The following is a 24,402-nucleotide window of genomic DNA, read 5'->3' as shown; positions in this document are numbered from 1 at the left end:
GTGCGGCAGCTATGCTGCCGCGCCAGCCGTATTTGCGATCCGGCGCGTGGCATACCGTTCCCCATCCTGGTCACGGAGGTGCTAAATGTGCTCGTGCCGATCAGCGAGTCGGTCCGGCATGCATGAGCTACCTGCATGTAAACGTATTGTTGCACCAGGTTTGTGCCTGCGCACCAGCGGCCACTGCCAACACCTACCGGCAGTGGCGATGATGCCGACACACAGGCTGGAAGCCCGTGCCACAGGGAACGCTTGCAGCCCACTAACGCAGCGTGACATGTGGGTAATCCATAGCACACTACGGAAGCGGGGCCGGGAGTGAGTTCATTCAGCACCTACCAAAACCCCATCTTCCGCATACGTTCGTATATCCTATCCGTTCCTATTCCATAACCCCCAACTCCTTCCCCCGCCAACTGTCGAAAAGGAAACGTTTCCTTAGCGTAATTGCGACAAAATCCACAGCTTTTTCAAAATTTGTTCAACAAATCACAAATTATATCGCGGTAAATTAGGCGCTCCATCCAGCCAAATTTGTACTTTTTTGCCCAGGATTTCTGTGCAGTTGGCGGGCAAAATATGGTAGTATAGAAAGCAGAGGTTTCAACCTTCGATACAATCATCAAGGTACAGGCTATCTGAGGTTTCAAAAGGAGCAATCAGCAATGCCTCGTCGACACGCTGTGCGACCGGTGAATCTGCCGGCTTCTGAGCCGACAACCACTAATGGGCATCCTCAATCACATCCCGACGCTGATCCGATGTCCGTCCTGCGCTATGAGCCGCTGCCCGATCTCGATCCAGAGCAGGCTCGTCAGTTGCTATCGGCACCCAACACACCGGTTGCTGCTGACACGAAGAAGTTGCCTGCCCGTCTCCGCCCCAAGACCACAAAGCACAAGGGGATTACGCGCATTGACCACCCGGCCAAGCGCACGTTCGGCTATTTTGTGCGTGTCACCTGGAATAAGCAGCGCCGCAGTAAGTTCTTCTCCGACTCGGTGTACGGTGACAGACTGGCCGCATTTGCCGCAGCTATCGAGTGGCGAAACGCAACCGAACGCGAGCTAGGCAAGCCGCGTACCGAGCGTCAGGTCATCGGTGTTGCCCGCACCAGCACCGGTATTGTCGGTGTACGGCGCACGATCAAAGATGGGCGTGAGGTTTACGAAGCGACCTGGCGTGACGGCAATCGTATTCGTCGCACCTCTTACTCAATCGCTAAGCATGGTGAGCGCCGCGCCCTCGCCCTGGCCCGCCGCGCTCGCGAAAAGTACGAGCGGCAACGCCAGCGCACCCCGACAGCCGATTAAGTCTCTCCAGGTCTTTGTTGATTGCTTCCCCCCTGCATCGTGGTATGCAGGGGGATTTGTACATGTTGCACAATGCCTGATCACAGGCTGCCTGTCACACCCACCGGCGTATTGCTCGCATCCCGCATGCGCCACCAAACCAGGCTACGCCAGAGAGCGCTACTGCCAGATGTCACCGGCACCGGGCATGTTTTCAATGCTGACCCAACAACGTTAGACGGTACGATCCCACCCTTATCTGACCGGCCTTGTCGCTGCCATCCATCTTGGCGAACAACACACGCTCACTGCGGATCACCGGCACCTCACGGTTTGGTTGGTCTCAGACATCGCTGCCACATGCGTATCAAAAACACCACTATCGCCGTTGGTTGGGTTACTGAAATCCAACCATTTTATTGTGCGAAGATCATAAAAATGTCTTATAATAATGAACAGATCAAGTTGCCGAGTTAGAAAGATAGCCGGTGCCATCTATGGTTTATCCAGTGAGTAGTCCGCATCTCGTTGGTGAAATTGACAATGTAGACGTTGGTACACGCATTCGGACCCTGCGTGAACAACGGCGCTTATCAATCCGCGCCCTCGCCGAGGCGAGCGGGCTTGCCGTCAATACCCTCAGTCTGATTGAAAATGGTCGCACATCACCGAGCGTCAGCACCTTGCAACGTCTTGCAGTGGCTCTACAGGTTCCGGTGAGTACCTTCTTTACGCCCGATGTGCCACAGCAACGTATCGTCTTCACCCCGGCAGGTCAGGCCATCGCCAGCCTCTTCCCGCACGGTGCCATGGCCGATCTCGCCCCAGGCATGATCAACCGCACCCTCGAACCGCTGCTGGTCACGCTCGAACCCGGCGCCGGTAGTGGCCCTGAAGCAATTGTCCATACCGGACAGGAATTTGTCTTTGGTCTAAATGGGCAGATTCAGTACACCGTTGCCGATCAGATGTTCCTCATCAATCCGGGTGATAGCCTGCTGTTCGAGGCCGCTCTCCCCCACCGCTGGCATAACCCCGGCCATACGTCAGCCCAGGCGCTCCTGGTTTTGTGTCCGCTTGAATTACCCCGGAGTGTGATTGCCCGTCATAGCCCTTATCAGGGAAGGAGTTGAAACGATGCCAATCCGTACCTTACACCTGAGCGAAGATGGAGTCAGCCGCGCCGAACAAAACATCACGTTAACCCGGATTGCGCCCGGTCAGATTACGCTCAACAATCAGCAGGTGCTGGCAATCCGCGCACTTGATCGCTGCACGCTCGCCCTCGAAGTTCTTGGCGAAACCCATTACCTTCCTTCCGCCGATTACTGGCATGCGGCATCCGGTCACAGCCGTATCGATGCCCAACGGGCCGGCTGTCTGTTGGGACATCTCGACTGCCTGGCAATCGCTGCCCGTCAAGTGCTGACGGACTTCACCGATCAAGCCGACCTCTCCCCCCAGGCCCAGGCCGCCCTGACCAACCTCCACGCAGCGTTGACCAGTCTGGAACTGGAAGCGAGAAAGAATGGTCGTTAATGCAATGACCTCTACCTACAACGCCCACACCGCCACGCTGCGCCGATCACATACCGCTGACCTGCTGTACTATCATCACCTGTTTGCATCATGAGGAGCAGGTGGAGGACCCGCTTCTCTGTCGTCTTTTTAACCTTACCGCACAAGGCAGCGTCTACCCAATAGCACGCCCGTGCCAGTTGGGAGAGTGGCCTGGGCGAATCGATAATTGGTAGTCGGCTCCTGTATTTATTATGTCAAGTTTTTAGAACGGTAAGTATAACTCCGAGCAAACGCCAGCCCCTGGGATCACACACCACCAGTGCGCCTACCAGCATCTCCCTGGGATCACACACCACCAGTGCGCCTACCTGCATCCCCCCCTGGGAGCGCACGCCTTCGGCGCACCTACCTGCATCCCCCCTGGGAGCGCACACCTCCGGCGCGCCCTTAACATGACACAGCACACGCTACAGACCTCCACTGCACCGCTCACACCCACCCCAGGCAAGAGCGGGATGAAGTGGAAACAGATCACATATCACCTCGCTGGGCGCAGCAAAAACACGACCCACCAGCCGATGATCATCTGACACTACCCTCAAGCGAGCAGAACTGAACCGGTCTTTTTGCACCAGCGCCACCCTACCAGCAACTCACCAGTGGTATTTCAGTACCGTTACGATGCCGGAACACTGCGCAAGCGCAGAGGGGTATGAGACGCTGTATCCCTACCTCGTACCGCCACATCAGCCCGCACCGACGATCACTCCGCTACGGAATAAGTGGCGGCGGCAAAACACCCTGGACTTCCATCTCTATCTTCCACCGTGCCAGCAGTGCCAGCAGCAACAGCGTGACCAGGAAACCGGCAATTCCCGGTAGCAACAATTGCCGTGGATGACGAACCCGACCATTCAAGCCGGCGAAGGCACTAACCGGCAACCCAATCGCAAACGTCATAACTCCCGTCACCCCAACCACGCTGATCAGAACCAGCGGCCACACCAGCAGAGCCTGGTCGGAAGCTATCGCCAGCACGACCAGTGCCAATGCGCCAACCACCCACCCCATATCAGCCCAACTACCAATCGGTGCCTGAGTGGCATCGATGAGGTCGGGAGCAAGCAGTGTTTGATTCGCAACCAGCAACAAACCGACCGCCATCGCCACACCAAACCCCAAACCGGTGATCAAACGCAGATCATTGCGTGGCGGATAGGCAGCGCCCCATCCCAGTTCAGCCACGGTTGAATTCACACCATCGACACCCATAATCACAATCAACCCCAGCAGTGTCAGGCTAATCGGTAGTGGTGGCAGCCGTCCGGCTCGCCAGCGCCCACGCCAGGCAATCACACCCAGAGTTACCATGAGGCCGAGGTAGATGCCACTGTCACGGGCACAGAGCGGAAACTGCACACCACCCACGTGAAGGTTATGACTCTGGGCACAGATTCCATGGACGGCAAAAAAGAGGTTTCGTTCTAGGTCAAGTGTTGTGGCAACCAGCGGCAACAAACCGATTGCCACTATCATCCCGACCAAAAGGCTACCGATTCGCCAGCCATTGGGTTGACGCAAACCGGTTACCAACCGTTTTCCGAGCAGAGATTGTCTGTTCTCACCACCCATACAACCTCTCTTCTCGTGATTTGGAAGCTTGTTCATCCATCCACACCAACATCGCGCCCTAAGTTGGCAACCTTCCCCGCGCAGTGATCCACCTGTCTGCTGTGTGGTGTGCAGCAGTGGCTGCCGCATCCACCTGTGCCCACCGGTAGACACAGATCACAGCACATACCCATACCGGTACGTGACTCTTCCCGCCACGTGTTGCACCGATTACGCTGCCGGGTATAGGGGCAATATCCGTTCACGTCACGGTCATCTGACTGTTCAGGGATACACGTAGTGCCTTCTCATTAACGTATTGCCCGCAGACTATCCGTCAACGGAATGATCACCGCCTGCGCCGTACCATCATGCACCGTCAGCCGGGCAACCGACAGACCCGCCCCCCGTGGCGCACCAGCTGTCCCCGGATTCAGAAACAGAACAGAATTGTGTACTTCGCACAATGGTCGATGGCTATGACCAAAAATGTAGACCCGTGGCTGTCGCCCATCAGCTGTCTTTGGTAACGATTGCACAAGATGGTTCGGTTTGCCGCCGATATGGGTCAGATAAATCAACACACCCTCACGCTCAATCCAGCGACTCGCCGGATACGTCCGGGCCAGTTCCGTCCCACTATCAGTATTACCGTGAATAGCAATCACCGGCGCCACTGTCTCAAGCTGCCCCAGCACCGTTGCATTCCCAATATCGCCAGCGTGCATAATCAATTGAACCCCGGACAACACCTGCAAAGCTGATGGTGCCAGAAAACCGTGAGTATCAGAAATAACCCCTATCTCCATTATTCAACTCCCGCTCAACTCCTTCTGCAATGCTGCGATCCCTGCCTCAATCCGTTGAAAAGCCGTCTCAGGCTCCAACACGTCGGTATCAGGTACCTGCCAGTAGGCAATTCGATCAGCCCATGCCGGAAAACGCTGCTGCATTAAAGGCCGATGTTCAGGTTCGTTCAGTGCAATCACCAGCGTTGCCTGTGCCAGATCGGCCTCGCTCAACGTTCGTGGCAAAGGCAGCTCATCCGGCACCGCAAATCCACACTGTTGTAGCCGCTCAAGCACCGGTGGCCAGATCGACCCGCGATTGCGTGGCGAGAGTGCCAGACCGCGTGACGTAGCCTGCCAGCCTTTAACCTGCATAGCATTGAAGAGCAGCTCAGCATAGCGACTACGATAGTAGTTTCCGGTGCAGACGAAGAGTACAGTCCTCTTCACCTCGCCACCTCCAATGCATATCGCACATAGGCCTGCTTACACGGTGGCCCGTCGGTCGCATACAACACACCGGCAGTCACATCCATAATCACCGAGGCGACCGTTTCATAATACTCATCAGGTGGATCGGCAGGATCAATATGAAAACAGACCGAATAGGGGAAATGATCGTGATCACGCAAGGCCGCCTGCACCTGTGCCAGCGATTGTGGACGAGAGGCCAGCAGCGTGCGTAATCGCTCTTGCCGCCAATACGAATGAGGATAACGCTCAATCTGCCGCTCCACAATGCCGAGCGCTGCCGGATCGGTAAAATGGTTGGCGTGAACCAGACAACCGTTAGTACAACCGCTGATCGCCAGCGCCGCCGGTGCTGCTTCAATATTGACCACCCGATCAGGTACCTGTGCCAGCAGAAAATTGGCTGAACCGGCCCGCTCTTCGCTCGTGATCACCGCCTGCGCTTCAGTCAGTGAGCGTGCCTGCAATATCTCGTAACAACGCACATGAAATGGTCGGCGCAGACTGGCCCAATCATCACCCGTACTGCTCAAGCCATTGATTAGCAGGGCCAGACCGGCAGCATTCAAGCCAATCTTCCCCCCAAAAATACCGGCCTCAGTGAACGCCAGCGTGCGCTGTCCATCTGGTGCAATCGTGCGCAGAATCGCCCCCCGCACTCCCTGAATCCAGTCCCAGTTTTCGCCCACCAGCAAATGACCGTTATCTGTCTCTAACGGCAACAACGCAAAAGCGGTACAACCATCAGGCTTACCGGTACCCCGCTCATACTCGCGAAAGAACTGATAAAACAGCTCATAACGCACATTCAACGCCGCAATCGCCGCCAGATCAACCCCTGCCCCCTCGGCAATGCCGCGCATACCGGCTGCATAATCCTGATTTTGTTCAGCGATCATAGCCGCATAACGCAGCGCCCGCCGCCAGACCTCATCCTGCGGTATCCGCAACTCACGCTCAAAGCGCGTCATATAGATGCGAAGGTTGGCAGCAATCGCCTCGCGCAACGCACGGCCATGCTGCCAACCCTGAGCATAGGCATCACCACTCAATTCAACTAACGGCAGCCCGTTCACGGCACCTCCTCATTCTGTTCGCATCGGTAGAGAACAATCCATACTGGCCCGCGACGAAAACCTAACCGTTCATTGATATGCCACATCGCCAGATTCGTACTGTCGTTATCAGTACGAATTCCACTCAACCCCTGCGCACCGGCATACGCAATTGTACAGAGCTTCAGCGCCAGCGCAATACCCCGTCCACGGTAATCGCGCCGCACTGCCGTAAACCCAACCTCGACATCAGTACTATCATTAATGGTTTCTAATGTACTGATCCCCACGATCTGCCCCTCGTGCACCGCAGCAAAGCTGCCCTCCCACAGCGCACCGTGGTCAGGCTGATAGAACTTGATCCACTGATCGTAGGTCGGCATCGTGACCGGAAATGGCGACGGTACATCGCAGGTTGTTTGTCGTTCAAACTCGTACAACTGCTGCCAGAACCCCTGATCGGCTGTTGCCAGCGCCGCAAAGCTGATCAGCTCAATCTGCTGCGCCGTCACCCGCTCAATCGAACCGCTGAAAGGTTGCGGATCAAAGGTTGCCAAATCAAGCCGGGAAACCCAAACCCGCCGACTCTCGTGGAACTGCCGCCGACCGGCAAACGTCAACCCGGCCTGCCAGTCCTCACGCACCTTGAGCCAGATATGGTGCGGTTGCAACGGCTGCCAGGCCATCTGCAGATGCTGCCAGAGTGCCCGGCCCAAACCTCGCCCCTGAACGGCCGGATGCACAACGATCTGCATCTCCAGATGGGTGGGATCGGCACACCATGTCGGCTGATAATATTCGGCATACCCACCGGCCCTACCATCCAGTTCGCCAATCCATCGGCAGAGTGGTAAATTCGGATTGTGAATTTCATCACGAATACGCCATTCTATCGCCGATAACGGTGCATCTGGCGCCAGCGCATTATAGACATCAGCCATCACGCGATAATCTGCATCCTGATGTTGGAAAGGTCGTATATGGATCATACGCTATCCAGGTCCTTCACAAATTCAACCCAGGCCGGTTGTTTAACAAACCCCAGCGCATCATTAATCTGCAACATCGACCGATTGGTCGTTGCATTATAGGTACGCACTTCACGATAGCCTGCGGCCTGCGCGAAGGTAAGCGCGTGTACCTTGAGCGCCATTGCCAGACCACGCTTACGATACGCTCGTCGGGTCGCAGTCAGCCCGGTCATCAACACATCAGGCTCAGCCGATTTCCAGAGTTGACTGAGCGCAGCAATTTCGTCACCGTCAAGCGCTAGAAAATATCCTTCCGGGTAGAGCGTTGGGTCATTGAACAGAGACTGTTCCCACGAAGCGAAATCGGGCGGCGTAAACGGTTCCGTCTGCGGCACATCTGCACGCATCTCCATCGCGGCACGGTACAGGCGCTGGCTGGCATCCGGTAATCGTGTCAGCAATTCACGCAAATTGCATATCGTGAAGCCCTGGGTCACAACGCGATCAATAGCAGCGCGAAACGGTGCCGGATCAAAGGTGCGCAGATCGAGTCGCGACTCCCAGGTCCGCATCTCTTCCCGAAAACTGCGCCGGGCGAGAAACTGCATCCCACGTTCCTGATCCTCACGACAATTCGCCCGCACCTGTGACGGATGATGACGACTCTGCAAATCACGCATCAATACGTCGTAGCAATAACGACCAATGCCCTGGCCTTGCCATGTCGGATGAACAGCAATACTGACAAAGAACTTGCGTGGGTGATACATCCATTGTGGCTGAAAATACTCGGCGACCGCTACCACCTCCCCGTGCACCTCAGCAAACCACCGCTCCTGAATACAGTGAGCTGGTCGCCTGGCATCCCAGTGTTGAACCTGTTCAACCGTTTCGAGATTGTCGGGAAATACCGCATTGCCAATTGCAACCAACAGAGCATAATCCGCTACCGACCCATCAAATGGCCGTAATCGGACATCCTGATCAACATTGATCGCCATAACCTCTCCTTAAACGCACCGTAGCAGAATTCCAGGTAGTGAAACTGTGATCTGTGGTGACAATCACCTCACGGGCTACCCCGGTGATAAAACCATCCCGGTCTGTATTGTATGCTGCACACCTGCTGCTGCCATCAGTCCATCGGCTCAATATACCGCGCCACTATCATAAGGGGGCAGCGAAGGCCAGAGCCTGCAATCAATGCATATATCAAATCTGGTGTTAGAGAATTCATGACACGCGATCCGCCATCACCACGCCACCACACCTGAGCACAGATGCGCCGAACAGCGTTGTCGCTCTGCACGCAACAGGATCACGCAGATACTGCTGCCAGACCGGATTTCCCTTACCACATCGTGTGGAGTGCGACAGCCATGCTACCACGCCAGCCGCGCTCACGATCCGGCGCGTGGTACACTGTTGACCCTACCAGAACTTATTTCATAAAAAGTTGTACTGTCGCGCTCTCATAACCATCTCCGGTGCCATCACGCGCTGGATTGGCTGCCTTGCTCGCTCATCATCCGCGTGTGGCGTCGTTTGGCGTGCGGCAGCCATGCTGCCGCGCCAGCCGTGCTCACGATCTGGCGCGTGCAACGTCGTTGACCCGGCTGGTCACACGGAGGCCGGGTATGCTCGTCACGAACATGGAATCGAGCGGCAATGAAGAAGATACCTTCTCGTAGATGTTTTTTGTAACAGGTTCTAGTAGATATTTTTGAAACAGGTTCTAACACAGCATGACGAAGTACACATGCCTTTGCTCAATTTTCTTCAAGAAAGTGCGTAACCTTTGCCCTCCTCAACCGGTTTATATACAGAGCGTATCACCGTATGAGGAGTTCACTATGCGTCGCTACCATTTATTTATTATTGCACTAGCCCTTGTCGTTATGTGGGGAACACTCGTTGCAGCTACAACGATCCAACCCGCCCCTGCTTCGCCACCACTACCCCTTATTCTCGGCGTCGAACGTATCTCACCAACAACGTGGGCAGTGCTGTTACACTGCCCCTATCCTCCTTACGATCTGTATGTATGGACCGGCAACTCGACAATTCAACGTCCAAAAGCACTCATTCGATTGGCAGAGGCGCGCTGGCAGACCCAATTCGCCGGTACGTTGCCAAAGATGGCAACACTGTATGGATGTGGTCAACAAGCAGCATTCGTTGTTACCTATCCGACGATAGCGTCGCCATCAGAATGGATCGTAGGGATCGGTCTGGTAGGGGCAGGTGCGTGTGGGATGTGGTTGATGTGGCGAAGACGACCAAAACCAGCCCGACCGTCGGCTCCGGCGCCGTTACCGGCCTGGAGTGTCCATCTCCACGACGATCAGGGTGAGCGAACGATAACGCTGCCCCACGGTCTCTTCTCTATCGGCAGTGATCCAGCCTGCCATCTGATCGTTCTTGGCGCAGACATTGCACTACGTCATGCGCACCTGATGGTGAGTGAAACCACTGTCCATATTGTCGATCTTGCAAGTCCTTCAGGTGTGTTCAGCGGGCCGGTACGGCAGCGGCTACGACCACATACCCCGGTGCCCGTAGACAACAACGACATCTGGCTTGGCACCTCAGTACGTTTGCGCTTGTCTCGTTCACAAGTTGCTCAGCCGCTACTCAACCATCCCCTGTCGGCTCACACCCAGAAAGACGGGTGGTCGTACCCGTAGCATCAGGCCGAGATCAACGAGAATGTGAATAAAAATGACCGTCCAGATGTCCTGATACAGGTAGAGGCAGAGGCTCCAACCCAACACAAGCGCCATTTCAGCGAAGGGGCGCAACTTACGAATCCGCATCGAACGCGGTGAGTCGTCAAGGTGAGGCGGGAGGTACGGCAACCAGAAGAAGCCATGAATGACACCACCATAAATAACAAAGGCAGTGAAGCCTACGGCAAAGCCAAGCGGGCCAACCAGCGTCGGCCACAAATGACCGGCTAACCCATCGCCAATCCATTCGCCCAGCCGGTACACGGTTGCAAAGGCAAACGTTTCGATGACGCCATTGCCAATGCTGAACATGATCGTTGGCCCCCACAGAAATGGTCGCCCATCGTGACGGGCGACCAGTACGTATAACACCTGACTGAGGGCAAAGCTGACCAGCAAGAATATCACAAACCAGAGATTGGCCAGCGTTGCCGGAACGTTCCAGCTTCTAAGCCAATCCCCAAGGATCGGAATCCCGATCAACAACGAAATGAGCCAGTAGAACAAAATGTACTGATCAAGGCGGCTCAGAGTGCGTTGGTTGGTCAGTTCGTACTCCATAAAAATAGTACTCCGTTTTGTTTTGATTGAAAGAAATAAGAATTGTTTATATGCAACATTTTATCATAATCTAACCATTTTGCCTAGAGGCGAAGTGAACAAATTGTGTCGTAGACGTGTGCATTTTTCGCGATGTCACGAAAATGCCTGCCACTATAATCGGGTATGATATGAGCAGTCTGGTCAGTACACGGTATCTGCGCCGTGTGAACACTATGCAACCAGAAAAGGGGATTACTGTGCGTCTCGTGAGTTTTATTCCTCCTGTCGGTGGCAATGTTCGTAGTGGCGTCTTACTGGGTGATACGATCATTGATCTCGCTGCGGCTGCCCCTTTGGTTAGCGAGGATATTGTTGATGCGCCCTGGGATATGCTCACGTTGCTCAGCGGTAGTCATCCTGATATCACCCTGGCTACAGCCGCCGATATTGTTCAGGCGGTGGTGAGTTTGATGGGCAGCGAGGAGCCGATGAACGAAACCTCTACCAGCTTTTCCTGGCATGATGGTCTCGTCATTGGTGAGGATGCATTGATTGTACCGGTGTCGCAGGTACGTCTGGTATCACCGTTACCGCGAGTAGTGTCACTGCGTGAATTTGATGCTTTTGTCGATGATCAAACAGCGGCTTTGCGTCAGGCAGCAGGTTACTGGATTGGTGATCGCCAGCATCCCGCTTTTCGTTTTGCTGCTCATACTACGATTTACGGCCCTGATGAGTTAGTCGAATTACCGGCCTTTGCGCCGCTCGATTGTGGGATGGCCCTGGGCTGTGTGATTGGGCAGACTGGACGCGATATGTCACCTGCTGAAGCAGATGCATATATCGCCGGCTACCTGTTGGTAAATGCCTGGACAATCCGTGATCCTCTCCTGGCAACACGGCGCCCGCGTGATGTTGCTACATCGCTCGGCCCCTGGCTGGTCACTGCTGATGAGCTGGAATATTACCGTGATGACGATGGACGTTTGCTCTTGACGTTGCGTCTGTTAGTCAATGGACAGGAAGTGAGTCGCTATCATACCGGACGGATGCGGTTTTCGTTTGCCGAACTGATTGCCTTTGCTGGTCAGGATACGTGGTTACAGCCAGGCGAGATTATCATCAGTGGCGTGGCTGCTGGAGGATGCTTGCTTGATATTCAGGGGGATAGTGGGCCATGGCTTCGTGATGGTGATGAGGTGATCATTGAATGCCCGGAACTTGGTCAGCTTCGTTCGCCGGTTGGATGGTTTGTCGGCAGTGATTATTGACCACATACATACGCCAGCTTGCCATTCGTCTTGCTATCTGGTATAGTCCGCCCGATTATGGAAAAGAATGAGTACACAACAATGGCAGCCGTTGAGCTGCAACACTGGTGGTATGGCGGCATGCGCACTATCAATGCCGCCTTGCTTGAACGAGTCCTGACTCCTCACCGCAACCTTCAGATTCTCGATGCCGGTTGTGGTACAGGGGGGGATGCCCTTTTTCTGCGTCGCTATGGAAGGGTGGTTGGACTTGATCTAGCCGCTGAAGCGTTAGCTCTCGCTCGTCAACGACTTCCTGGTTGTCTGGTTCGCGGTTCGGTCGTGCAGTTACCGTTCGCCGATCAGAGCTTTGATCTGGTCACGTCGTTCGATGTGCTGTATCATCGTGCCGTGATCGATGAGCAACACGCGCTGCGCGAGATGTGGCGTGTATTGCGTCCAAATGGTCGTATTCTCATCCGGCTGCCGGCATACGAATGGTTGCGCTCTTCCCATGACCGGCAGGTACACACTCGTCATCGTTACACCGCTGGTGAGGTACAACGTCTGCTGGAAACAAATAGATTTGTGATTGAGCATTTGACGTATGCACTTACCATCCTCTTTCCCCTCTCAGCAGCGGTACGCTTGCTTGAGCGTGTCCTGCCTGCCCAGCAGCAACACACCGATTCAGCGATGGCTATGCCATCAAAGCCGCTCAATACACTTCTCCGTCTGCCAATGATGGTCGAGGCAGTATACCTTGCCCAAGGCGGTCGGTTTCCTTTTGGTCTCTCAATCGTGTCGCTTGCCCGCAAAGCAGTCTGATCAATGAAATGGTGAAATGGTTTGTCATGATGTTCGATCTTCTCCTTAACCGATTAAGTACTACTCCAGAACTCTGGAATCGATTGCGCTGGCTGGTTGAAGCTGGTTTCACTAGTGAGCACTTGGCTATCGCTCGTGAATTGCGTCCATGGCACGGTGACCATCGCAGGTTTCTCGATCTTGGTTGCGGTACCGGTGAGTTTGCCGTCGATTTTCCTGCGCATCGTTACGTCGGCGTTGATCCGTCACTCACCTATTTACGGTTTGCTGTTCGCCGCCGACCGGGTTCCTATGTTGCTGCCGGTGGTGAAGCCTTACCGTTTGCCGATCAGACGTTCGATGCCGGTTTGATCCTCGGTGTCTTGCACCACCTTCCCGATGCGACAGCCCGCATGGTTATGCACGAGATGTATCGGGTAATGCGACCAGGAGCCACCATTCTGGTGATGGAAGATACACCACCACCATCTGGTCAGAACCCTCTTGGTCACTTGATGCACGCGCTAGATCGAGGTGGGTATATTCGCCACGATGCCGATTATCAGGCAATGTTTGGTGATAGCTTCGATGTGGTACGTCATTATCCTCTTCGTTCAGGGATTTGCGATTACGCCGTTTATGTGCTGCGCCGACGACCATGAAACCGTTATTCGCTTATTCACAAAAGTTTCGTTCTATGTTACTAGTGCTCTCTCTCTTGATCACCGCCAGTGCGCTGACTGTTACTGGCGAGGTGCTGCTGAAGATCGGTATCAATCATGTGACCTCTCAGGTTGGTGCCTTTTCGCTTGAGCCACGGGTGCTCTGGGCCACCTTTACCGATTGGCGTGTTATTCTGGGGTTTGCCCTCGTCTTCGGCGGAGCTATTTTCTGGCTCGGTGTCATTTCGCGCGTCGATCTCTCGTTTGCCTACCCTCTGCTAGCACTCAATTACGTGATCATTTTGATCCCTTCACGCATCCTCCTCAACGAGTCGGTGTCGCCGGTTCGTCTGATTGGTGCACTCATCATCGTTATCGGTGTCATTATCATTACATGGGGTAGTGGCAGGTCGTGACCCATACGATGACCAAGACAGGCCGTGAGCTGGCAGTTGCTACGCGCCATCGCATGGTGCCGTTGACACTAGTGCTCGCGCTCGTTGCCATTGGCAGTGTGCTGGCCTATCAGGCACCGCTGCATGTTCATCTGGCAGTAGGTGGTGATCCCCATACGCAGCGTCGCGAAGACGATGCGCCGTTTCTCCACATGATGCATGCCGCTGAACCGGCAGTGCCCACTGTCGCTGAGTGGTGGCAATTAGCCGGTGCAGATGATCCGTATCGCTGGACGCAACCAGAGAGTAGCCTGCTGTTACCCGGCCTTGGTGGCGGTCATTGGCTGGTGACGGTGCGTGCTCAGGGTGGGCGACCGGACGGTACACCGACATCGTCTGAGTGGCAGGTTGGGAGCGAGCATCCACTGCTTCTGTCGTTGCCGGCAACACCGGCACGCCGTTACACGCTGCTGGTACCTTCAAACGGTACCTTGCAACTTACGTTTCGGAGTACCCCCCTTCAGGTCGATGGCGATCCGCGTGCGCTTGGTTTCGTCTTGCGCGATGTGTGGGTACAGCCGATTGATGCATGGCAAATGCCTGATTGGGTTCAACTAGCCTGGGTAGGGTTGATCCTGACCGCACTGTGGGTTTGGGGTCAGAGCATTGAACTGCGCTCCCACTGGATCATTGCGCTGCTAAGCGGAAGCGGCATCATCATAGTGGCGGCATTTGCCCTGTTTCGCCTCGCGTTCGCACTTGTAACCCCTCTTCTGGCCAGTTTGATCCTGTTTGCCACTATTGTCAGCGTTGGCCTGGCCTGGCGCTGGCCGCAACACCTGACCTGGCGGCAGGCCATTGCCCTGACCCAGGTCGCCCTGATTGTCCGCCTGGCCGGATTGTTGCATCCACATGCGATCAGCAGTGATGCCGGTTTTCACGCCAATAATCTGCTCCGCCTCGGCCTGGGTCAGGTCTTTTTAACTGCTGGATTGCCGGCGGATGCTGGTGGTGGGATTGCCCCCTATCCGGTTGGCTTTTATTTGTTGGCCTTGCCATTGCAATTGCTGGTTGGCGATGATTTTGCCTCCCGTCGCGTACTGGTCACAGTGGTCGCGGCTGCTCTTGACAGCCTCTTCTGCCTGGCGATCTGGTGGTGGGTTACCCAAGCCGGCTTTGGCCTGCGGGCAGCGTTGTTCGGCGCTACCTGTTACATCGGCGCAACCCAAGCCTTTGAAGCCCTGTCTATCGGTGAGCTGGCTAATGTTGGTGGACAGGCCCTCATGCTTCCGGCACTCATCGGATTGTTCAGCGGTGCTTCCTCTCGCCAGAGCGGTTGGTTAGCGCTGATGGGATTGACGCTGGCGATCTGTGCCGGTTTACTCGCCCATTCTGGGGTGACCCTGGGATTTGGGCTGTTGATCGGGTGGGCATGGGTGATGGCATGGCAACAGCCATCAACCGTGACCACGCCGTTGCGATTATTCGTTGCTGCTGCTGGCGGGCTGGGATTGGCGCTAATGGTCGTCTACACCGCCTCCACGTATCTCGACCTGATCGTCCAGCGAAGTGGCCAGGGGGCCAGTGGCGGTCTCGCGCCGATGCAGATCCTGAGCGATACAGCGCTGGCGCTTGTCGGTTTGCAACCACCACACCGGCGCAGCCTGGTGTTGCCATTCGGTTTGGCGCTCGCCAATCTGTTCGGATTGTGGCTCCTCTGGCGCTCAGCGCTGGTTGAGGCGTCGCGTTTACGCTGGTTGATCGGCGCGTGGTGGGCCGGCACCTTGACCGGCCTGGTCTTGCTGCTCATCGCCGATCAGGGCTTACGCTGGGGGTTATTTCTCTATCCGGCACTCTGCATTTCAGCCGGGATTGCCCTGGATCGGCTCGCCGCCCGCTCCGTCTGGGGGCAATGGTTGGCTACGGTGGGGATGGTGACCATCATCGGGCAAGGGGTATGGTTGTGGGTTGCGCAGATCCGCGATTACTTGCATTGAAGCATCCAACTGAACATACCTGCCGGGATTGCACTCGCCATCGATGGATTACGTCAACGCTTGCTCGCAGATAGGCACATTCTGGGGTTAAATGTATGGCACGCGAACCAAGCCGTAGCCTTTCGCTACCCCTCGTTCGCCACATTCCGTAGGGGTGGGTAGGGGCGGGTTCAGAACCCGCCCCTACCTGGTATCCGTAATCATGCAGGTGACACCCACGGCTCATTGCGGAGGAGACGTATGGTCACAGTTCACCGCATCTCCGGTGACATATAGCGATGCACCGTATCACTCAACAATGATACCATAACCCAAGTTGCCACCTACGCTGTGAGCAGGCCACGAAAGACTTCCTGCTATGATGAATAGCACGACGCTGCGCACCACATCGTGCAGCGTACCTGAACGGTATGAATCGTTTGGATAGCAGCCAGTTCCGTAGACGCACTACGTCACGCACATCTGGTATGCCCATCCGCCGTGTCGCTATGGGGATATATAGGGAGCACATTGGGTAACGATCTATCCGCGTTCATCCGCCTAACCCGCGTCCATCCGTGTTCCACCTCTCCCCCGTCGCGCTCAACGCTACGCACCGCTGTGGTGACGTAAGGGGGCAACTTGGATTACGATACTTGTACGAAAAAGCCACTGATTGCCAGACACCTGTCTCATCTCGCAACTTGAGGCGAGATGCCGGAGGGGCGACGTATACGTCACCCCTCCCTGTTTGTGCAACAGCCTCTACACCTGATCGCCACGTTTCTTCACAGCATGATAACAGGGACGCCAGATGCCATCCTTGCCGGATAGTTGTACCTTCTCCGCTTCTGTCTAAGCGCTGGGTATAGCTTCAGGCAACATCGAACGAAAAACTCCTTGCGCTCTGCACTCGTTTGGTATTTGGTAACAGACAACCGGACAGAATCTCTACCCAGTTTGCCTGCATTCTGAACCGATTGCATCTCTTCACGGTCAGTCTCAGAATCCCCAACGCGCAACAAAAACGCTCCTACTCATTGGCAATATCGCGCACGACATCGGTCACCGACAGTACCCCAATCGGACGCAATCCCTTTTCCCCCGGCTCGACCACGATCACCCGGTGGATACGGCGTTCCATCATCAGGCGGCTGGCATGCTGGAGTGTATCCTGTGGCGTGACCGACACAACATCGGTAATCATAATATGCCCCGCCGTCAGGCCGCGCCAGTGCTTCCAGTATTGCTCGTACAGGCGCGCATTGACCAGATCGGTACGCGAAACCAATCCAACCATGTACCCCTCATCGTCGACGACCACCAGAGCACTTACATCTTGTTCCGACATTTGACGTGCCACATCCTGAATTGGTGTCTCTCGGCGGCAGGTCAACACACCAACATGCATCACCTCGCCAACTGTTCGATCCATGGCACCTCCCTTTCACGAATTGCAGTTCAGATTGATGCGGTGATTGCTTTAGTGTAATCAATCTGACACGTCGCGTCAATATATATCTTCTTCAGGTATCTTGCATCATATCAACCGCAGTCACAACGCTGTTGTGGTGATCAACCACTATCCACAGGCGATGACATCTACGGTTGACCAGGCATAATGAAGGAGAAGCGTATCTATAGGGCCTGTCCTGCCACGTCAGTGCACATCGTGCGGTTAATGCCTTTCCCCGATAGCATGTATGACCTCAATGCAAACAACTGCTACGGTCGTATTTGAACCGAAAACAGGGGCCTTCCAGTCGCCATGAGGTTTGCGCAGGTCGCTCATTCATGCTAGAATCATGCTATAGTTCGTCTACATTCATTTTGTTCTGTCGGGTGAACGTATGTCAGAGCCGACAACTAATCAGCATCAACCTGCTCTTCCCGGTCTTGATGTCGAGGCAACGACTGTTGTCGGTATCGGCCTGGGCCTCACCGGTCTTGCGCTTGGTCTGCGACCGCGATTGGCACCAGCCACACTGGCGCTGACGGCGCTGGCAGCGGCACTCTTCCGCAATCCGCGCCGTATTCCACCCGATGAACCACGTACCATTTTTGCCGTGGCCGATGGGCACGTACAAGGGGTGCGTGAAGTCTACGAGCACCGCTTTGTCCATAGTGATTGTTTGCGTCTGACGACGATTATCGGTCCACTCGATGTACCAATCTGTCGTGCTCCCCTGGCCGGTCGTGTGGCCTATCTTGAACAACTGACCGGCGATCATCGTCCGTTACGTGATCCTCAGGCGGCTGAGCGCAACCAACGGCTGTATATCGGCCTGGAGACAACCTGGGGGCCGATGCTGATCGCTATCGTTGCCGCACCACTGGGGCGCTGGTTGCGCTGCGAAACGTCTCTGGGTGCAACACTAAACCCCGGTACCCGGATCGCCAATGTGCGGTTTGGTGGCCAGGTTGATCTCTATGTGCAACGTGATGTCCTCGATCCGCTTGTGGCACCCGGTAATCGAATACTGGCCGGGCGGAGCCGATTAGGAGCAGTGGTCGCCTGACCAGGTTGCATGATTGCACCGTTTACCCTCTTATTTGAAGAAGAGCCAAACCCCGGTCCAGGGTTGCCGGAAGCAATGCGGGCTGTGTACAACGGGGATTGGCGCCTTCCACTGCTACCCTCTCATCGTCCGCTCGTCTGGACAAATTTCGTCGTTTCACATGATGGACGAATCGCCTTCAATCAGTCGGGTTGGAACGGCGGTAACGCAATTAGTCGCGGAAGTCGTCACGATCACTGGCTGATGGAACTGGTTCGCGCTCGCGCCGACGCGATTCTGGTCGGTAATGCAACCCTGCGCGCAGCCCGTCGCCATCGCTGGGCACCGGGAGAGGTGTTTGCCTGGCCGGAGTTTGCAGCCTTGCGCGAAGCCGAAGGGCGGCCTGCGTTACCGGCGTTGGTCATCCTCTCGGCCAGCGGCGAGTTGCCGGCAGCCGTTGCCCTTGAACTGCCACGCACACTCTTCCTGCTGACAACCGCTGAAGGTGCCGAACGTGCCCGGCAGCGCTATCCCCATCTGATTTGTCTAACCGGTGCTGATGGGCAACTTGACCTGAGTGCAGCCATGGTACAGTTACGCCATCATTACGGAATTCGCACGTTGCTCAGCGAAGGTGGTGGTCGCACGTATGGAACACTGCTGACAAATCATCTGATCGACGAAGTCTTCCTGACCATCAGCCCGATTATTGTTGGCAATCCATCGCCGCCACTTGCCCCTCGTCCTGGTCTGGTCGAGGGAGTAGGGTTTGCCCCGCAATCGCCACCTTACTTACGCCTGATCAGTTTACGTCGAGTTGACGATATACTCTTTCAACGGGCAAATATCGTTATCCCTCCTGACTCAAAACCGGTATAATACAGCTCAGGTTGGTACAAGAGACGAGCGATCGTATGGCTAATGAAGAGCAACGACTGATCAGTGCAGCACAAGCGGGCGATCTCGATTCGTTTAACCAGATTGTACGGCTATACGAAACGCGGGTCTACAACCTTTGTTATCGCATGTTAGGCGATGCTGATGCCGCAGCCGATGCCACCCAGGACACGTTTATTTCTGCTTTTCGTCATTTGGCGAACTTTCGCGGCGGTGCATTGAAATCCTGGCTCCTCCGCATTGCTACCAACACCTGCTACGATGTACTACGTATCCGGAAACGGCGACCATCGTTGTCGCTTGACAAAGAGCCAGATGATGAGGGTAATCGGCTTGATCTCCCTGATCCGGGCGCCAGTCTCGATGAGCTTATGTTGCAGCAAGAGTTGAGTGCAGCGATCCAGCGTGGCCTGGCCGAACTACCCGAAGATCAGCGCATCGTGATCATCCTCAGCGATATTCAAGGGTTAGCCTATGAGGAGATTGCCCACATTACCGGTGTGCAGTTGGGAACCGTGAAATCGCGATTAAGTCGGGCACGGGCTAAATTACGCGATATTCTCCGCGCCGGGGAACTCTTACCGTTAAAATTTCGTCTTGATGATGAAACAAATACGTAACAGTTACAACCTGATGGTCACACGAGTACGCTGATGACAACCCTGCCCCCTTCACCATCTGAATTACCTGAGCATGATCGTGAATTGCTCTCGGCATATATAGATAACGAGCTGACACCTGCCGAGCGATCTGCGCTCGAACAGCGGTTGCGCATCGAGCCATCATTACGCCGTGAACTGGCCGAGCTGCGTGCTGTTCGCGACCTCCTCCGTGAACAGCCATGGGTAACGCCACCACGCACGTTTACGCTGACTCCTGAGATGGCCGGAGTGCGTCAGCGCCGGTTTTCATTGTCTGGCTGGTGGCAGCCGCTCAGCGGCCTGGCTGTGCTGGTGTTGGTCATTCTCATAAGCTGGCAGATGCTGGGGCTTAATAACAATCCAGCCAGCGCTCCGCAAGCTATGATGAGTGGTGACACTACAGCACCCACTGCCCCTGCATTTGCCGCTGCTCTCCCTACGTCGCCCGTTGCTGAAAACGCTCCTGTCATCGCCGCCCGCCCAAATGAGGTTGAGCGAACCGAACCGACGTCTGAAGCGGCATTGAGTGCGATGGCCGAGCCAACATTACCGGCAGGCGCTGCTGCCCGCGAGTCACAGGCTGCTGAACCAGACGGTTCAGCAGATGCGCAGTCGAAACCTGCCCAAGGTCCTCCGATTGCTCCGCCGTCCTTGCCGGTAGTGATAACCCTGGTTATCCTGATCCTGATTGTGGCCGGCATCTGGTTTGTACGCCAACGGGCTGAATAGCGCTTCTTTCATAAAAGCTGGTCGTGCTGCCAGACTGTCGCATGGGCGCATGAACGCTTGCCAATCACCATAACAGTATCGCCTGCTCCCGCTCTACCGGTATAGGAGCGAAGAGGTCTGACGACCAGCTCCGATGCCATCACGCGTTGGATTGGTTACCTTGCCCACTCGTCATGGGCGTGTCGCGTCGTTTGGAGTGCGGCAGCCATGCTGCCGCACCAGCCGTGCTCACGACCCGGCGCGTATCACACCGTTGAGCCTGCCGGTCACGGAAATGCTGAGTGTTCTCGTCACAATCATGTAGTCTGTCAGTAATGAAGAGAGATAACCGCTAGACTATACAGTACTATACCCCTGGTTCACTGCATAGCCCAGATTGAACGAAACACTAGCCACTTCTTAGAACCTATCCGAAAAATCGCTTCTGAGGCACTTTTCGTAGGGAGAGATGCCATCTCGCCCCACTTTTCAGATAGGCTTTAATGAGTCTATTCGAGCGGTAGATTTGCCGTCACATCAACGTCCCAGCCGTACTGCACACCGCTATGAAACCGGTAAAATGCAGCGGCAGCGACCATTGCCGCATTGTCGGTGCAGAGATCCAAGGCCGGTAAATGCACCGGCACACTGGCGCGCCGGATCAGCTCTTCGCGCAACCGCCGATTAGCGGCAACACCACCGGCAAGGAGAATCGCCTGCGCCTGATAACGCCGGGCTGCGTCAACGGTTTTGGTGACCAGCACATCAACCACCGACTCCTGAAAGGCATAAGCCATCTGCGCCACAAACGGTGCATCGAGCTGCGGCGTCTCACCGGCTCCCTTCCGTCCGCTCAGTCGGCTTTGCTGAGCCAGCCGATCCTGCACGCGATGAAGGACGGCTGTTTTCAAACCGCTAAACGAAAAATCGTAACTGTCACGCAACCAGGCCCGTGGCAGCACACCACCAGGAGTGGCATTGGCAGCAGCAGCCTGAATGGCCGGCCCGCCTGGGTAGCCCAACCCCAAAATACGCGCTACTTTATCAAAGGCTTCACCGGCTGCATCGTCGCGGGTTTGCCCAAGCAGTTGATAGTTACCGTGATCGCGCAAGAGTACCAGCAACGTATGCCCTCCGCTCACCAGCAGGGCAACGAGTGGAAACGGTGGTGGCGGATCACTACCCAACCATCCGGCGTAAAGGTGCGCTTCGAGATGGTTAACTGCCACAAAAGGCAAACCGCGTCGCCATGCCATGGCCTTGGCCGCGTTAAGACCGGTGAGCAGTGCACCGCTCAACCCTGGCCCATGCGTGGCAGCTACTGCGTGCACATCAGCCCAACCGTTTGGCAGGACGGCCAGCGCTGCCCGCACGACCGGCGCCAGACTGAGCATGTGCTGGCGCGAGGCAATTTCCGGCACAACCCCACCGTAGCGTTCATGGGTCGCCATTTGGGACGCGACAACATTGCTCAGCACCGTCCGCCCACCACGCACCACTGCGGCAGCCGTCTCGTCACAAGAGGTTTCCAATGCCAGAATCGTGAAATCGGCGGGCAATTCATTCATAGTCATAATTCCTGGCTCTCATACCATCTTACCTGTTCGCTCACCGAAGATTGCTCTGCCGATCCGCACCATCGTTGCCCCTTCGGCAATCGCCGCCGTGAGATCATCACTCATGCCCATCGAAAGCTCGCGCCAGTTGGTCTGAGGATAGCGACGGGCCAGATCATCGCGTAGATCTCGTAAGGTTGCGAAGTAGGGCCGCGCCAGATCGGGATGTTCAACAATCGGCGCAATCGTCATCAGACCCCGTATCTCAAGGGCCGGCAGTTGCAAAATAGCCTCTACATCGCGCAAGAATGCGCTATAAGCTGTCGTATTTTTAATCCCATCCACGACCGCAAAACCCTCTTTACTCGCCTCGCCACTCACATTCACCTGGAGCAGAATCGGCAATCGCCGATCCCGCTCACGTGCATGCCGATCCAGCGTTTCTGCCAGTCGTACACTATCAACAGAATGGATGAGATCGAACAATTCAACCGCGACTTTAGCCTTATTACGCTGAAGATGGCCGATCAGATGCCAGCGCGGCCGTGGTTGCAGAGAGTGTAACACCGCGATTTTATGTTGAGCTTCTTGCACACGATTCTCGCCAATATCGCTGACACCGGCTGCAACCGCTGCTGCCACTACTTCCGGTGGATGGGTCTTACTCACCGCAATCAACTGTACCTCGTCAGCTTGTCGCCCGGCGGCGGCAGCGGCTGCTGCAATCTGCTCACGGACAATGGCCAGTCGTTGACGAAGCGCCTCAGTCATGATGATGCCCCTTGCACATCGATGAGTAAGCGTTGCTCCAGCGGTGGATCCGGCGGAAGATGGGTAATCAACAGCAAGCCGCGACCGTTCGGTAATGGGACACTCAATTCAAGCGGTGTCGAAGCTCCAGGTAACAGGTTGGCAATCGTTGTCCCTGGTGCGCGATAACTCTCACCGACACTGTCACGCAACTCAAAGGCGCTGATCGGCACCTGAAGATTGCCATCGGTCAGGTTTGTTACCGTTCCCCGTATCCGTACCCCATTGGGAACAGGCTCGATCCCATCGATCACCACCCGTAACCGTTGATTACTGGCAACGGGATCAACCGCTTGCGAACGATTACCGGCCATGATCTGCTGCCAGAGGCGCTGGGCTGCTTCCTGTGCGTCTGGAGAGAGATTCTGAATTTCTAGTTGTGGCAGACCAGGGAGCGGCAAGACTGGCGTTGGCTGGCGGGCAAATTGATCAATCAATGCAACCGTTCGATTCTGTTGCAAAAATATGCTCATGCCGATCAGCAAGATTGCACCTAAGATTCCGATCATCCAGAATGGTATGGGAGGTGAGTCGTCATGCATCTGTAGTGTTCCCGAACTCATAGTTATAGTTATTACCTGTCACTATTCTAGCCGGTGCCGGCCTGCTTGACAAACTGGCGGGTATGGCGTATATTCGCCTACTGTCATCCACTGTGGCCAATTGTTTGCAACGCAATGATGCATAGCGCTGCGCGAATGCATGCTCGTATCATCGTGTTGTGTACAGTTAGCCCATTGGAGACAGCAGATTACCGGTTTGAAGTATGTGAAGGAGAAATCGGTCATGAAGCGTTCGATCAGTTTCTTACTGCTGGTCGGTATGCTGGCTTCGATGCTAGCTGCCTGTGGAGCACCGCAGGCCCAGCCCACAGCCACACCGCAGCCGGCAACACAGGCCACCGCAGCACCTCAACCGACGGCTGCACCAACCACACCATCGGCTGCTCAGGTGATTAAGATTGCCACTCAAAGTCCTCTATCAGGTGGACAAGCGGCACTTGGTACCGGTATGAAGAATGCCGCTGAGTTGGCCGTGCAACAGTTATCCGGCCCACTCACCGAGTTAGGTTTCCGTGTTGAACTGGCACCCTTCGACGATCAGGCCCGACCAGAGGTTGGCTCGGCCAACGCCAAGAATATCGTATCAGACCAGGATATTCTCTGTGTGGTCGGTCACCTCAATTCCGGTGTAGCCCTGGCAGCACTGCCCGACTACAAG

General features: G+C 55.5%; 25 protein-coding genes. 14 read left to right on the top strand and 11 right to left on the bottom strand.

Annotation, left to right across the window (positions count from 1 at the left end; translation table 11 throughout):
* The first annotated feature begins 665 nt into the window (after window positions 1–665).
* From VAE55_RS01090 to VAE55_RS01080, 3 genes are all read left to right on the top strand, one after another.
* Window positions 666–1,313, top strand: coding sequence for an AP2/ERF family transcription factor (locus tag VAE55_RS01090; RefSeq protein WP_322813984.1), 648 nt, complete (start codon window positions 666–668; stop codon window positions 1,311–1,313).
* Window positions 1,314–1,789: 476 nt separating this feature from the next.
* On the top strand, window positions 1,790–2,425 hold the full coding sequence (locus VAE55_RS01085; protein ID WP_322813983.1) for a cupin domain-containing protein: 636 nt from the start codon (window positions 1,790–1,792) through the stop codon (window positions 2,423–2,425).
* Window positions 2,426–2,429: 4 nt separating this feature from the next.
* On the top strand, window positions 2,430–2,831 hold the full coding sequence (locus VAE55_RS01080) for a hypothetical protein (RefSeq protein WP_322813982.1): 402 nt from the start codon (window positions 2,430–2,432) through the stop codon (window positions 2,829–2,831).
* A gap of 753 nt (window positions 2,832–3,584) precedes the next feature.
* On the opposite strand, the gene VAE55_RS01075 is transcribed toward VAE55_RS01080, so the two are convergent.
* From VAE55_RS01075 to VAE55_RS01050, 6 genes are all read right to left on the bottom strand, one after another.
* On the bottom strand, window positions 3,585–4,445 hold the full coding sequence (locus VAE55_RS01075) for a DUF2085 domain-containing protein (protein WP_322813981.1): 861 nt from the start codon (window positions 4,443–4,445) through the stop codon (window positions 3,585–3,587).
* Window positions 4,446–4,735: 290 nt separating this feature from the next.
* Window positions 4,736–5,233, bottom strand: a complete 498-nt coding sequence (locus tag VAE55_RS01070) for a metallophosphoesterase family protein (RefSeq protein ID WP_322813980.1) — start codon at window positions 5,231–5,233, stop codon at window positions 4,736–4,738.
* Between the two features lie 3 nt (window positions 5,234–5,236).
* Window positions 5,237–5,662, bottom strand: a complete 426-nt coding sequence (locus VAE55_RS01065; protein ID WP_322813979.1) for a low molecular weight phosphatase family protein — start codon at window positions 5,660–5,662, stop codon at window positions 5,237–5,239.
* Complete coding sequence (locus tag VAE55_RS01060; protein ID WP_322813978.1) at window positions 5,659–6,759, bottom strand: C45 family peptidase; 1,101 nt, start codon at window positions 6,757–6,759, stop codon at window positions 5,659–5,661. Before VAE55_RS01060 ends, VAE55_RS01065 begins: the two co-directional genes overlap by 4 nt.
* Window positions 6,756–7,727, bottom strand: coding sequence for a GNAT family N-acetyltransferase (locus VAE55_RS01055; RefSeq protein ID WP_322813977.1), 972 nt, complete (start codon window positions 7,725–7,727; stop codon window positions 6,756–6,758). The genes VAE55_RS01060 and VAE55_RS01055 overlap by 4 nt, the downstream gene beginning before the upstream one ends.
* Window positions 7,724–8,710: a GNAT family N-acetyltransferase gene (locus VAE55_RS01050; protein ID WP_322813976.1), complete on the bottom strand. Its 987-nt coding sequence runs from the start codon at window positions 8,708–8,710 to the stop codon at window positions 7,724–7,726. The genes VAE55_RS01055 and VAE55_RS01050 overlap by 4 nt, the downstream gene beginning before the upstream one ends.
* 852 nt (window positions 8,711–9,562) lie before the next feature.
* Here VAE55_RS01050 and VAE55_RS01045 point away from each other — a divergent pair.
* Entirely contained in the window at window positions 9,563–10,396 is an 834-nt protein-coding gene (locus VAE55_RS01045; protein WP_322813975.1) for an FHA domain-containing protein, read from the top strand.
* Here the strand turns inward: VAE55_RS01045 and VAE55_RS01040 are convergent.
* Complete coding sequence (locus VAE55_RS01040; protein WP_322813974.1) at window positions 10,340–10,999, bottom strand: hypothetical protein; 660 nt, start codon at window positions 10,997–10,999, stop codon at window positions 10,340–10,342. The two genes, VAE55_RS01045 and VAE55_RS01040, sit on opposite strands and share 57 nt — an antisense overlap.
* A 215-nt stretch (window positions 11,000–11,214) precedes the next feature.
* On the opposite strand from VAE55_RS01040, the gene VAE55_RS01035 reads away from it, so the two are divergent.
* The 5 genes from VAE55_RS01035 to VAE55_RS01015 all read left to right on the top strand — a co-directional run bounded on the left by VAE55_RS01035 (window position 11,215) and on the right by VAE55_RS01015 (window position 16,092).
* Window positions 11,215–12,252 carry a fumarylacetoacetate hydrolase family protein gene (locus VAE55_RS01035; RefSeq protein WP_322813973.1) on the top strand — a complete coding sequence of 346 codons (1,038 nt, stop codon included), beginning with the start codon at window positions 11,215–11,217 and terminating at the stop codon, window positions 12,250–12,252.
* 81 nt (window positions 12,253–12,333) lie between these two features.
* On the top strand, window positions 12,334–13,059 hold the full coding sequence (locus VAE55_RS01030) for a class I SAM-dependent methyltransferase (RefSeq protein ID WP_322813972.1): 726 nt from the start codon (window positions 12,334–12,336) through the stop codon (window positions 13,057–13,059).
* Between the two features lie 26 nt (window positions 13,060–13,085).
* On the top strand, window positions 13,086–13,700 hold the full coding sequence (locus VAE55_RS01025; protein ID WP_322813971.1) for a class I SAM-dependent methyltransferase: 615 nt from the start codon (window positions 13,086–13,088) through the stop codon (window positions 13,698–13,700).
* A 35-nt stretch (window positions 13,701–13,735) separates the two neighbouring features.
* Entirely contained in the window at window positions 13,736–14,116 is a 381-nt protein-coding gene (locus tag VAE55_RS01020) for an EamA family transporter (RefSeq protein ID WP_322813970.1), read from the top strand.
* A gap of 8 nt (window positions 14,117–14,124) precedes the next feature.
* Complete coding sequence (locus tag VAE55_RS01015; protein WP_322813969.1) at window positions 14,125–16,092, top strand: hypothetical protein; 1,968 nt, start codon at window positions 14,125–14,127, stop codon at window positions 16,090–16,092.
* A 1,012-nt stretch (window positions 16,093–17,104) separates the two neighbouring features.
* Here the strand turns inward: VAE55_RS01015 and VAE55_RS01010 are convergent.
* On the bottom strand, window positions 17,105–17,506 hold the full coding sequence (locus VAE55_RS01010) for a cyclic nucleotide-binding/CBS domain-containing protein (protein WP_012256810.1): 402 nt from the start codon (window positions 17,504–17,506) through the stop codon (window positions 17,105–17,107).
* A gap of 415 nt (window positions 17,507–17,921) precedes the next feature.
* On the opposite strand from VAE55_RS01010, the gene VAE55_RS01005 reads away from it, so the two are divergent.
* The 4 genes from VAE55_RS01005 to VAE55_RS00990 are packed head-to-tail and all read left to right on the top strand — an operon-like array spanning window position 17,922 to window position 20,836.
* Entirely contained in the window at window positions 17,922–18,590 is a 669-nt protein-coding gene (locus VAE55_RS01005; protein ID WP_322813968.1) for a phosphatidylserine decarboxylase, read from the top strand.
* A gap of 9 nt (window positions 18,591–18,599) precedes the next feature.
* The gene (locus tag VAE55_RS01000) at window positions 18,600–19,448 is read left to right on the top strand and encodes a RibD family protein (protein WP_322813967.1); all 849 of its coding nucleotides are present in this window, start codon (window positions 18,600–18,602) and stop codon (window positions 19,446–19,448) included.
* A 35-nt stretch (window positions 19,449–19,483) separates the two neighbouring features.
* On the top strand, window positions 19,484–20,086 hold the full coding sequence (locus VAE55_RS00995) for a sigma-70 family RNA polymerase sigma factor (RefSeq protein WP_322813966.1): 603 nt from the start codon (window positions 19,484–19,486) through the stop codon (window positions 20,084–20,086).
* A gap of 33 nt (window positions 20,087–20,119) precedes the next feature.
* Window positions 20,120–20,836, top strand: a complete 717-nt coding sequence (locus tag VAE55_RS00990) for an anti-sigma factor family protein (protein ID WP_322813965.1) — start codon at window positions 20,120–20,122, stop codon at window positions 20,834–20,836.
* 488 nt (window positions 20,837–21,324) lie between these two features.
* Here the strand turns inward: VAE55_RS00990 and tsaD are convergent, their stop codons facing one another.
* The 3 genes from tsaD to VAE55_RS00975 are packed head-to-tail and all read right to left on the bottom strand — an operon-like array spanning window position 21,325 to window position 23,642.
* Window positions 21,325–22,383, bottom strand: coding sequence for a tRNA (adenosine(37)-N6)-threonylcarbamoyltransferase complex transferase subunit TsaD (tsaD, locus tag VAE55_RS00985; RefSeq protein WP_322813964.1), 1,059 nt, complete (start codon window positions 22,381–22,383; stop codon window positions 21,325–21,327).
* A gap of 18 nt (window positions 22,384–22,401) precedes the next feature.
* The gene (locus VAE55_RS00980) at window positions 22,402–23,142 is read right to left on the bottom strand and encodes a YggS family pyridoxal phosphate-dependent enzyme (protein WP_322813963.1); all 741 of its coding nucleotides are present in this window, start codon (window positions 23,140–23,142) and stop codon (window positions 22,402–22,404) included.
* Window positions 23,139–23,642, bottom strand: a complete 504-nt coding sequence (locus VAE55_RS00975; protein ID WP_322813962.1) for a hypothetical protein — start codon at window positions 23,640–23,642, stop codon at window positions 23,139–23,141. The genes VAE55_RS00980 and VAE55_RS00975 overlap by 4 nt, the downstream gene beginning before the upstream one ends.
* Before the next feature lie 325 nt (window positions 23,643–23,967).
* On the opposite strand from VAE55_RS00975, the gene VAE55_RS00970 reads away from it, so the two are divergent.
* A partial coding sequence (locus VAE55_RS00970; protein ID WP_322813961.1) for an ABC transporter substrate-binding protein occupies window positions 23,968–24,402 on the top strand: 435 nt, incomplete at its 3' end.

Origin of the sequence: Chloroflexus sp. (genome assembly GCF_034432675.1) — a bacterium.
GTDB lineage: Bacteria > Chloroflexota > Chloroflexia > Chloroflexales > Chloroflexaceae > Chloroflexus.
The sequence above is the reverse complement of the archived record's forward strand: the minus strand, read 5'-3'. Positions and strand labels throughout refer to the sequence as shown.

What these genes read in the sequence shown, in the direction of transcription:
- VAE55_RS01010 (WP_012256810.1), bottom strand. Translation starts at nt 17,506, where the DNA reads ATGGATCGAACAGTTGGCGAGGTGATGCATGTTGGTGTGTTGACCTGC.
- VAE55_RS00990 (WP_322813965.1), top strand. Translation starts at nt 20,120, where the DNA reads ATGACAACCCTGCCCCCTTCACCATCTGAATTACCTGAGCATGATCGT.
- VAE55_RS01020 (WP_322813970.1), top strand. Translation starts at nt 13,736, where the DNA reads ATGTTACTAGTGCTCTCTCTCTTGATCACCGCCAGTGCGCTGACTGTT.
- VAE55_RS01070 (WP_322813980.1), bottom strand. Translation starts at nt 5,233, where the DNA reads ATGGAGATAGGGGTTATTTCTGATACTCACGGTTTTCTGGCACCATCA.
- VAE55_RS00980 (WP_322813963.1), bottom strand. Translation starts at nt 23,142, where the DNA reads ATGACTGAGGCGCTTCGTCAACGACTGGCCATTGTCCGTGAGCAGATT.
- VAE55_RS01090 (WP_322813984.1), top strand. Translation starts at nt 666, where the DNA reads ATGCCTCGTCGACACGCTGTGCGACCGGTGAATCTGCCGGCTTCTGAG.
- VAE55_RS01000 (WP_322813967.1), top strand. Translation starts at nt 18,600, where the DNA reads ATGATTGCACCGTTTACCCTCTTATTTGAAGAAGAGCCAAACCCCGGT.
- VAE55_RS01025 (WP_322813971.1), top strand. Translation starts at nt 13,086, where the DNA reads ATGATGTTCGATCTTCTCCTTAACCGATTAAGTACTACTCCAGAACTC.
- VAE55_RS01075 (WP_322813981.1), bottom strand. Translation starts at nt 4,445, where the DNA reads ATGGGTGGTGAGAACAGACAATCTCTGCTCGGAAAACGGTTGGTAACC.
- VAE55_RS01035 (WP_322813973.1), top strand. Translation starts at nt 11,215, where the DNA reads ATGCAACCAGAAAAGGGGATTACTGTGCGTCTCGTGAGTTTTATTCCT.
- VAE55_RS01085 (WP_322813983.1), top strand. Translation starts at nt 1,790, where the DNA reads ATGGTTTATCCAGTGAGTAGTCCGCATCTCGTTGGTGAAATTGACAAT.
- VAE55_RS01080 (WP_322813982.1), top strand. Translation starts at nt 2,430, where the DNA reads ATGCCAATCCGTACCTTACACCTGAGCGAAGATGGAGTCAGCCGCGCC.
- tsaD (WP_322813964.1), bottom strand. Translation starts at nt 22,383, where the DNA reads ATGAATGAATTGCCCGCCGATTTCACGATTCTGGCATTGGAAACCTCT.
- VAE55_RS01040 (WP_322813974.1), bottom strand. Translation starts at nt 10,999, where the DNA reads ATGGAGTACGAACTGACCAACCAACGCACTCTGAGCCGCCTTGATCAG.
- VAE55_RS00995 (WP_322813966.1), top strand. Translation starts at nt 19,484, where the DNA reads ATGGCTAATGAAGAGCAACGACTGATCAGTGCAGCACAAGCGGGCGAT.
- VAE55_RS01055 (WP_322813977.1), bottom strand. Translation starts at nt 7,727, where the DNA reads ATGATCCATATACGACCTTTCCAACATCAGGATGCAGATTATCGCGTG.
- VAE55_RS01030 (WP_322813972.1), top strand. Translation starts at nt 12,334, where the DNA reads ATGGCAGCCGTTGAGCTGCAACACTGGTGGTATGGCGGCATGCGCACT.
- VAE55_RS01050 (WP_322813976.1), bottom strand. Translation starts at nt 8,710, where the DNA reads ATGGCGATCAATGTTGATCAGGATGTCCGATTACGGCCATTTGATGGG.
- VAE55_RS01005 (WP_322813968.1), top strand. Translation starts at nt 17,922, where the DNA reads ATGTCAGAGCCGACAACTAATCAGCATCAACCTGCTCTTCCCGGTCTT.
- VAE55_RS01015 (WP_322813969.1), top strand. Translation starts at nt 14,125, where the DNA reads ATGACCAAGACAGGCCGTGAGCTGGCAGTTGCTACGCGCCATCGCATG.
- VAE55_RS01045 (WP_322813975.1), top strand. Translation starts at nt 9,563, where the DNA reads ATGCGTCGCTACCATTTATTTATTATTGCACTAGCCCTTGTCGTTATG.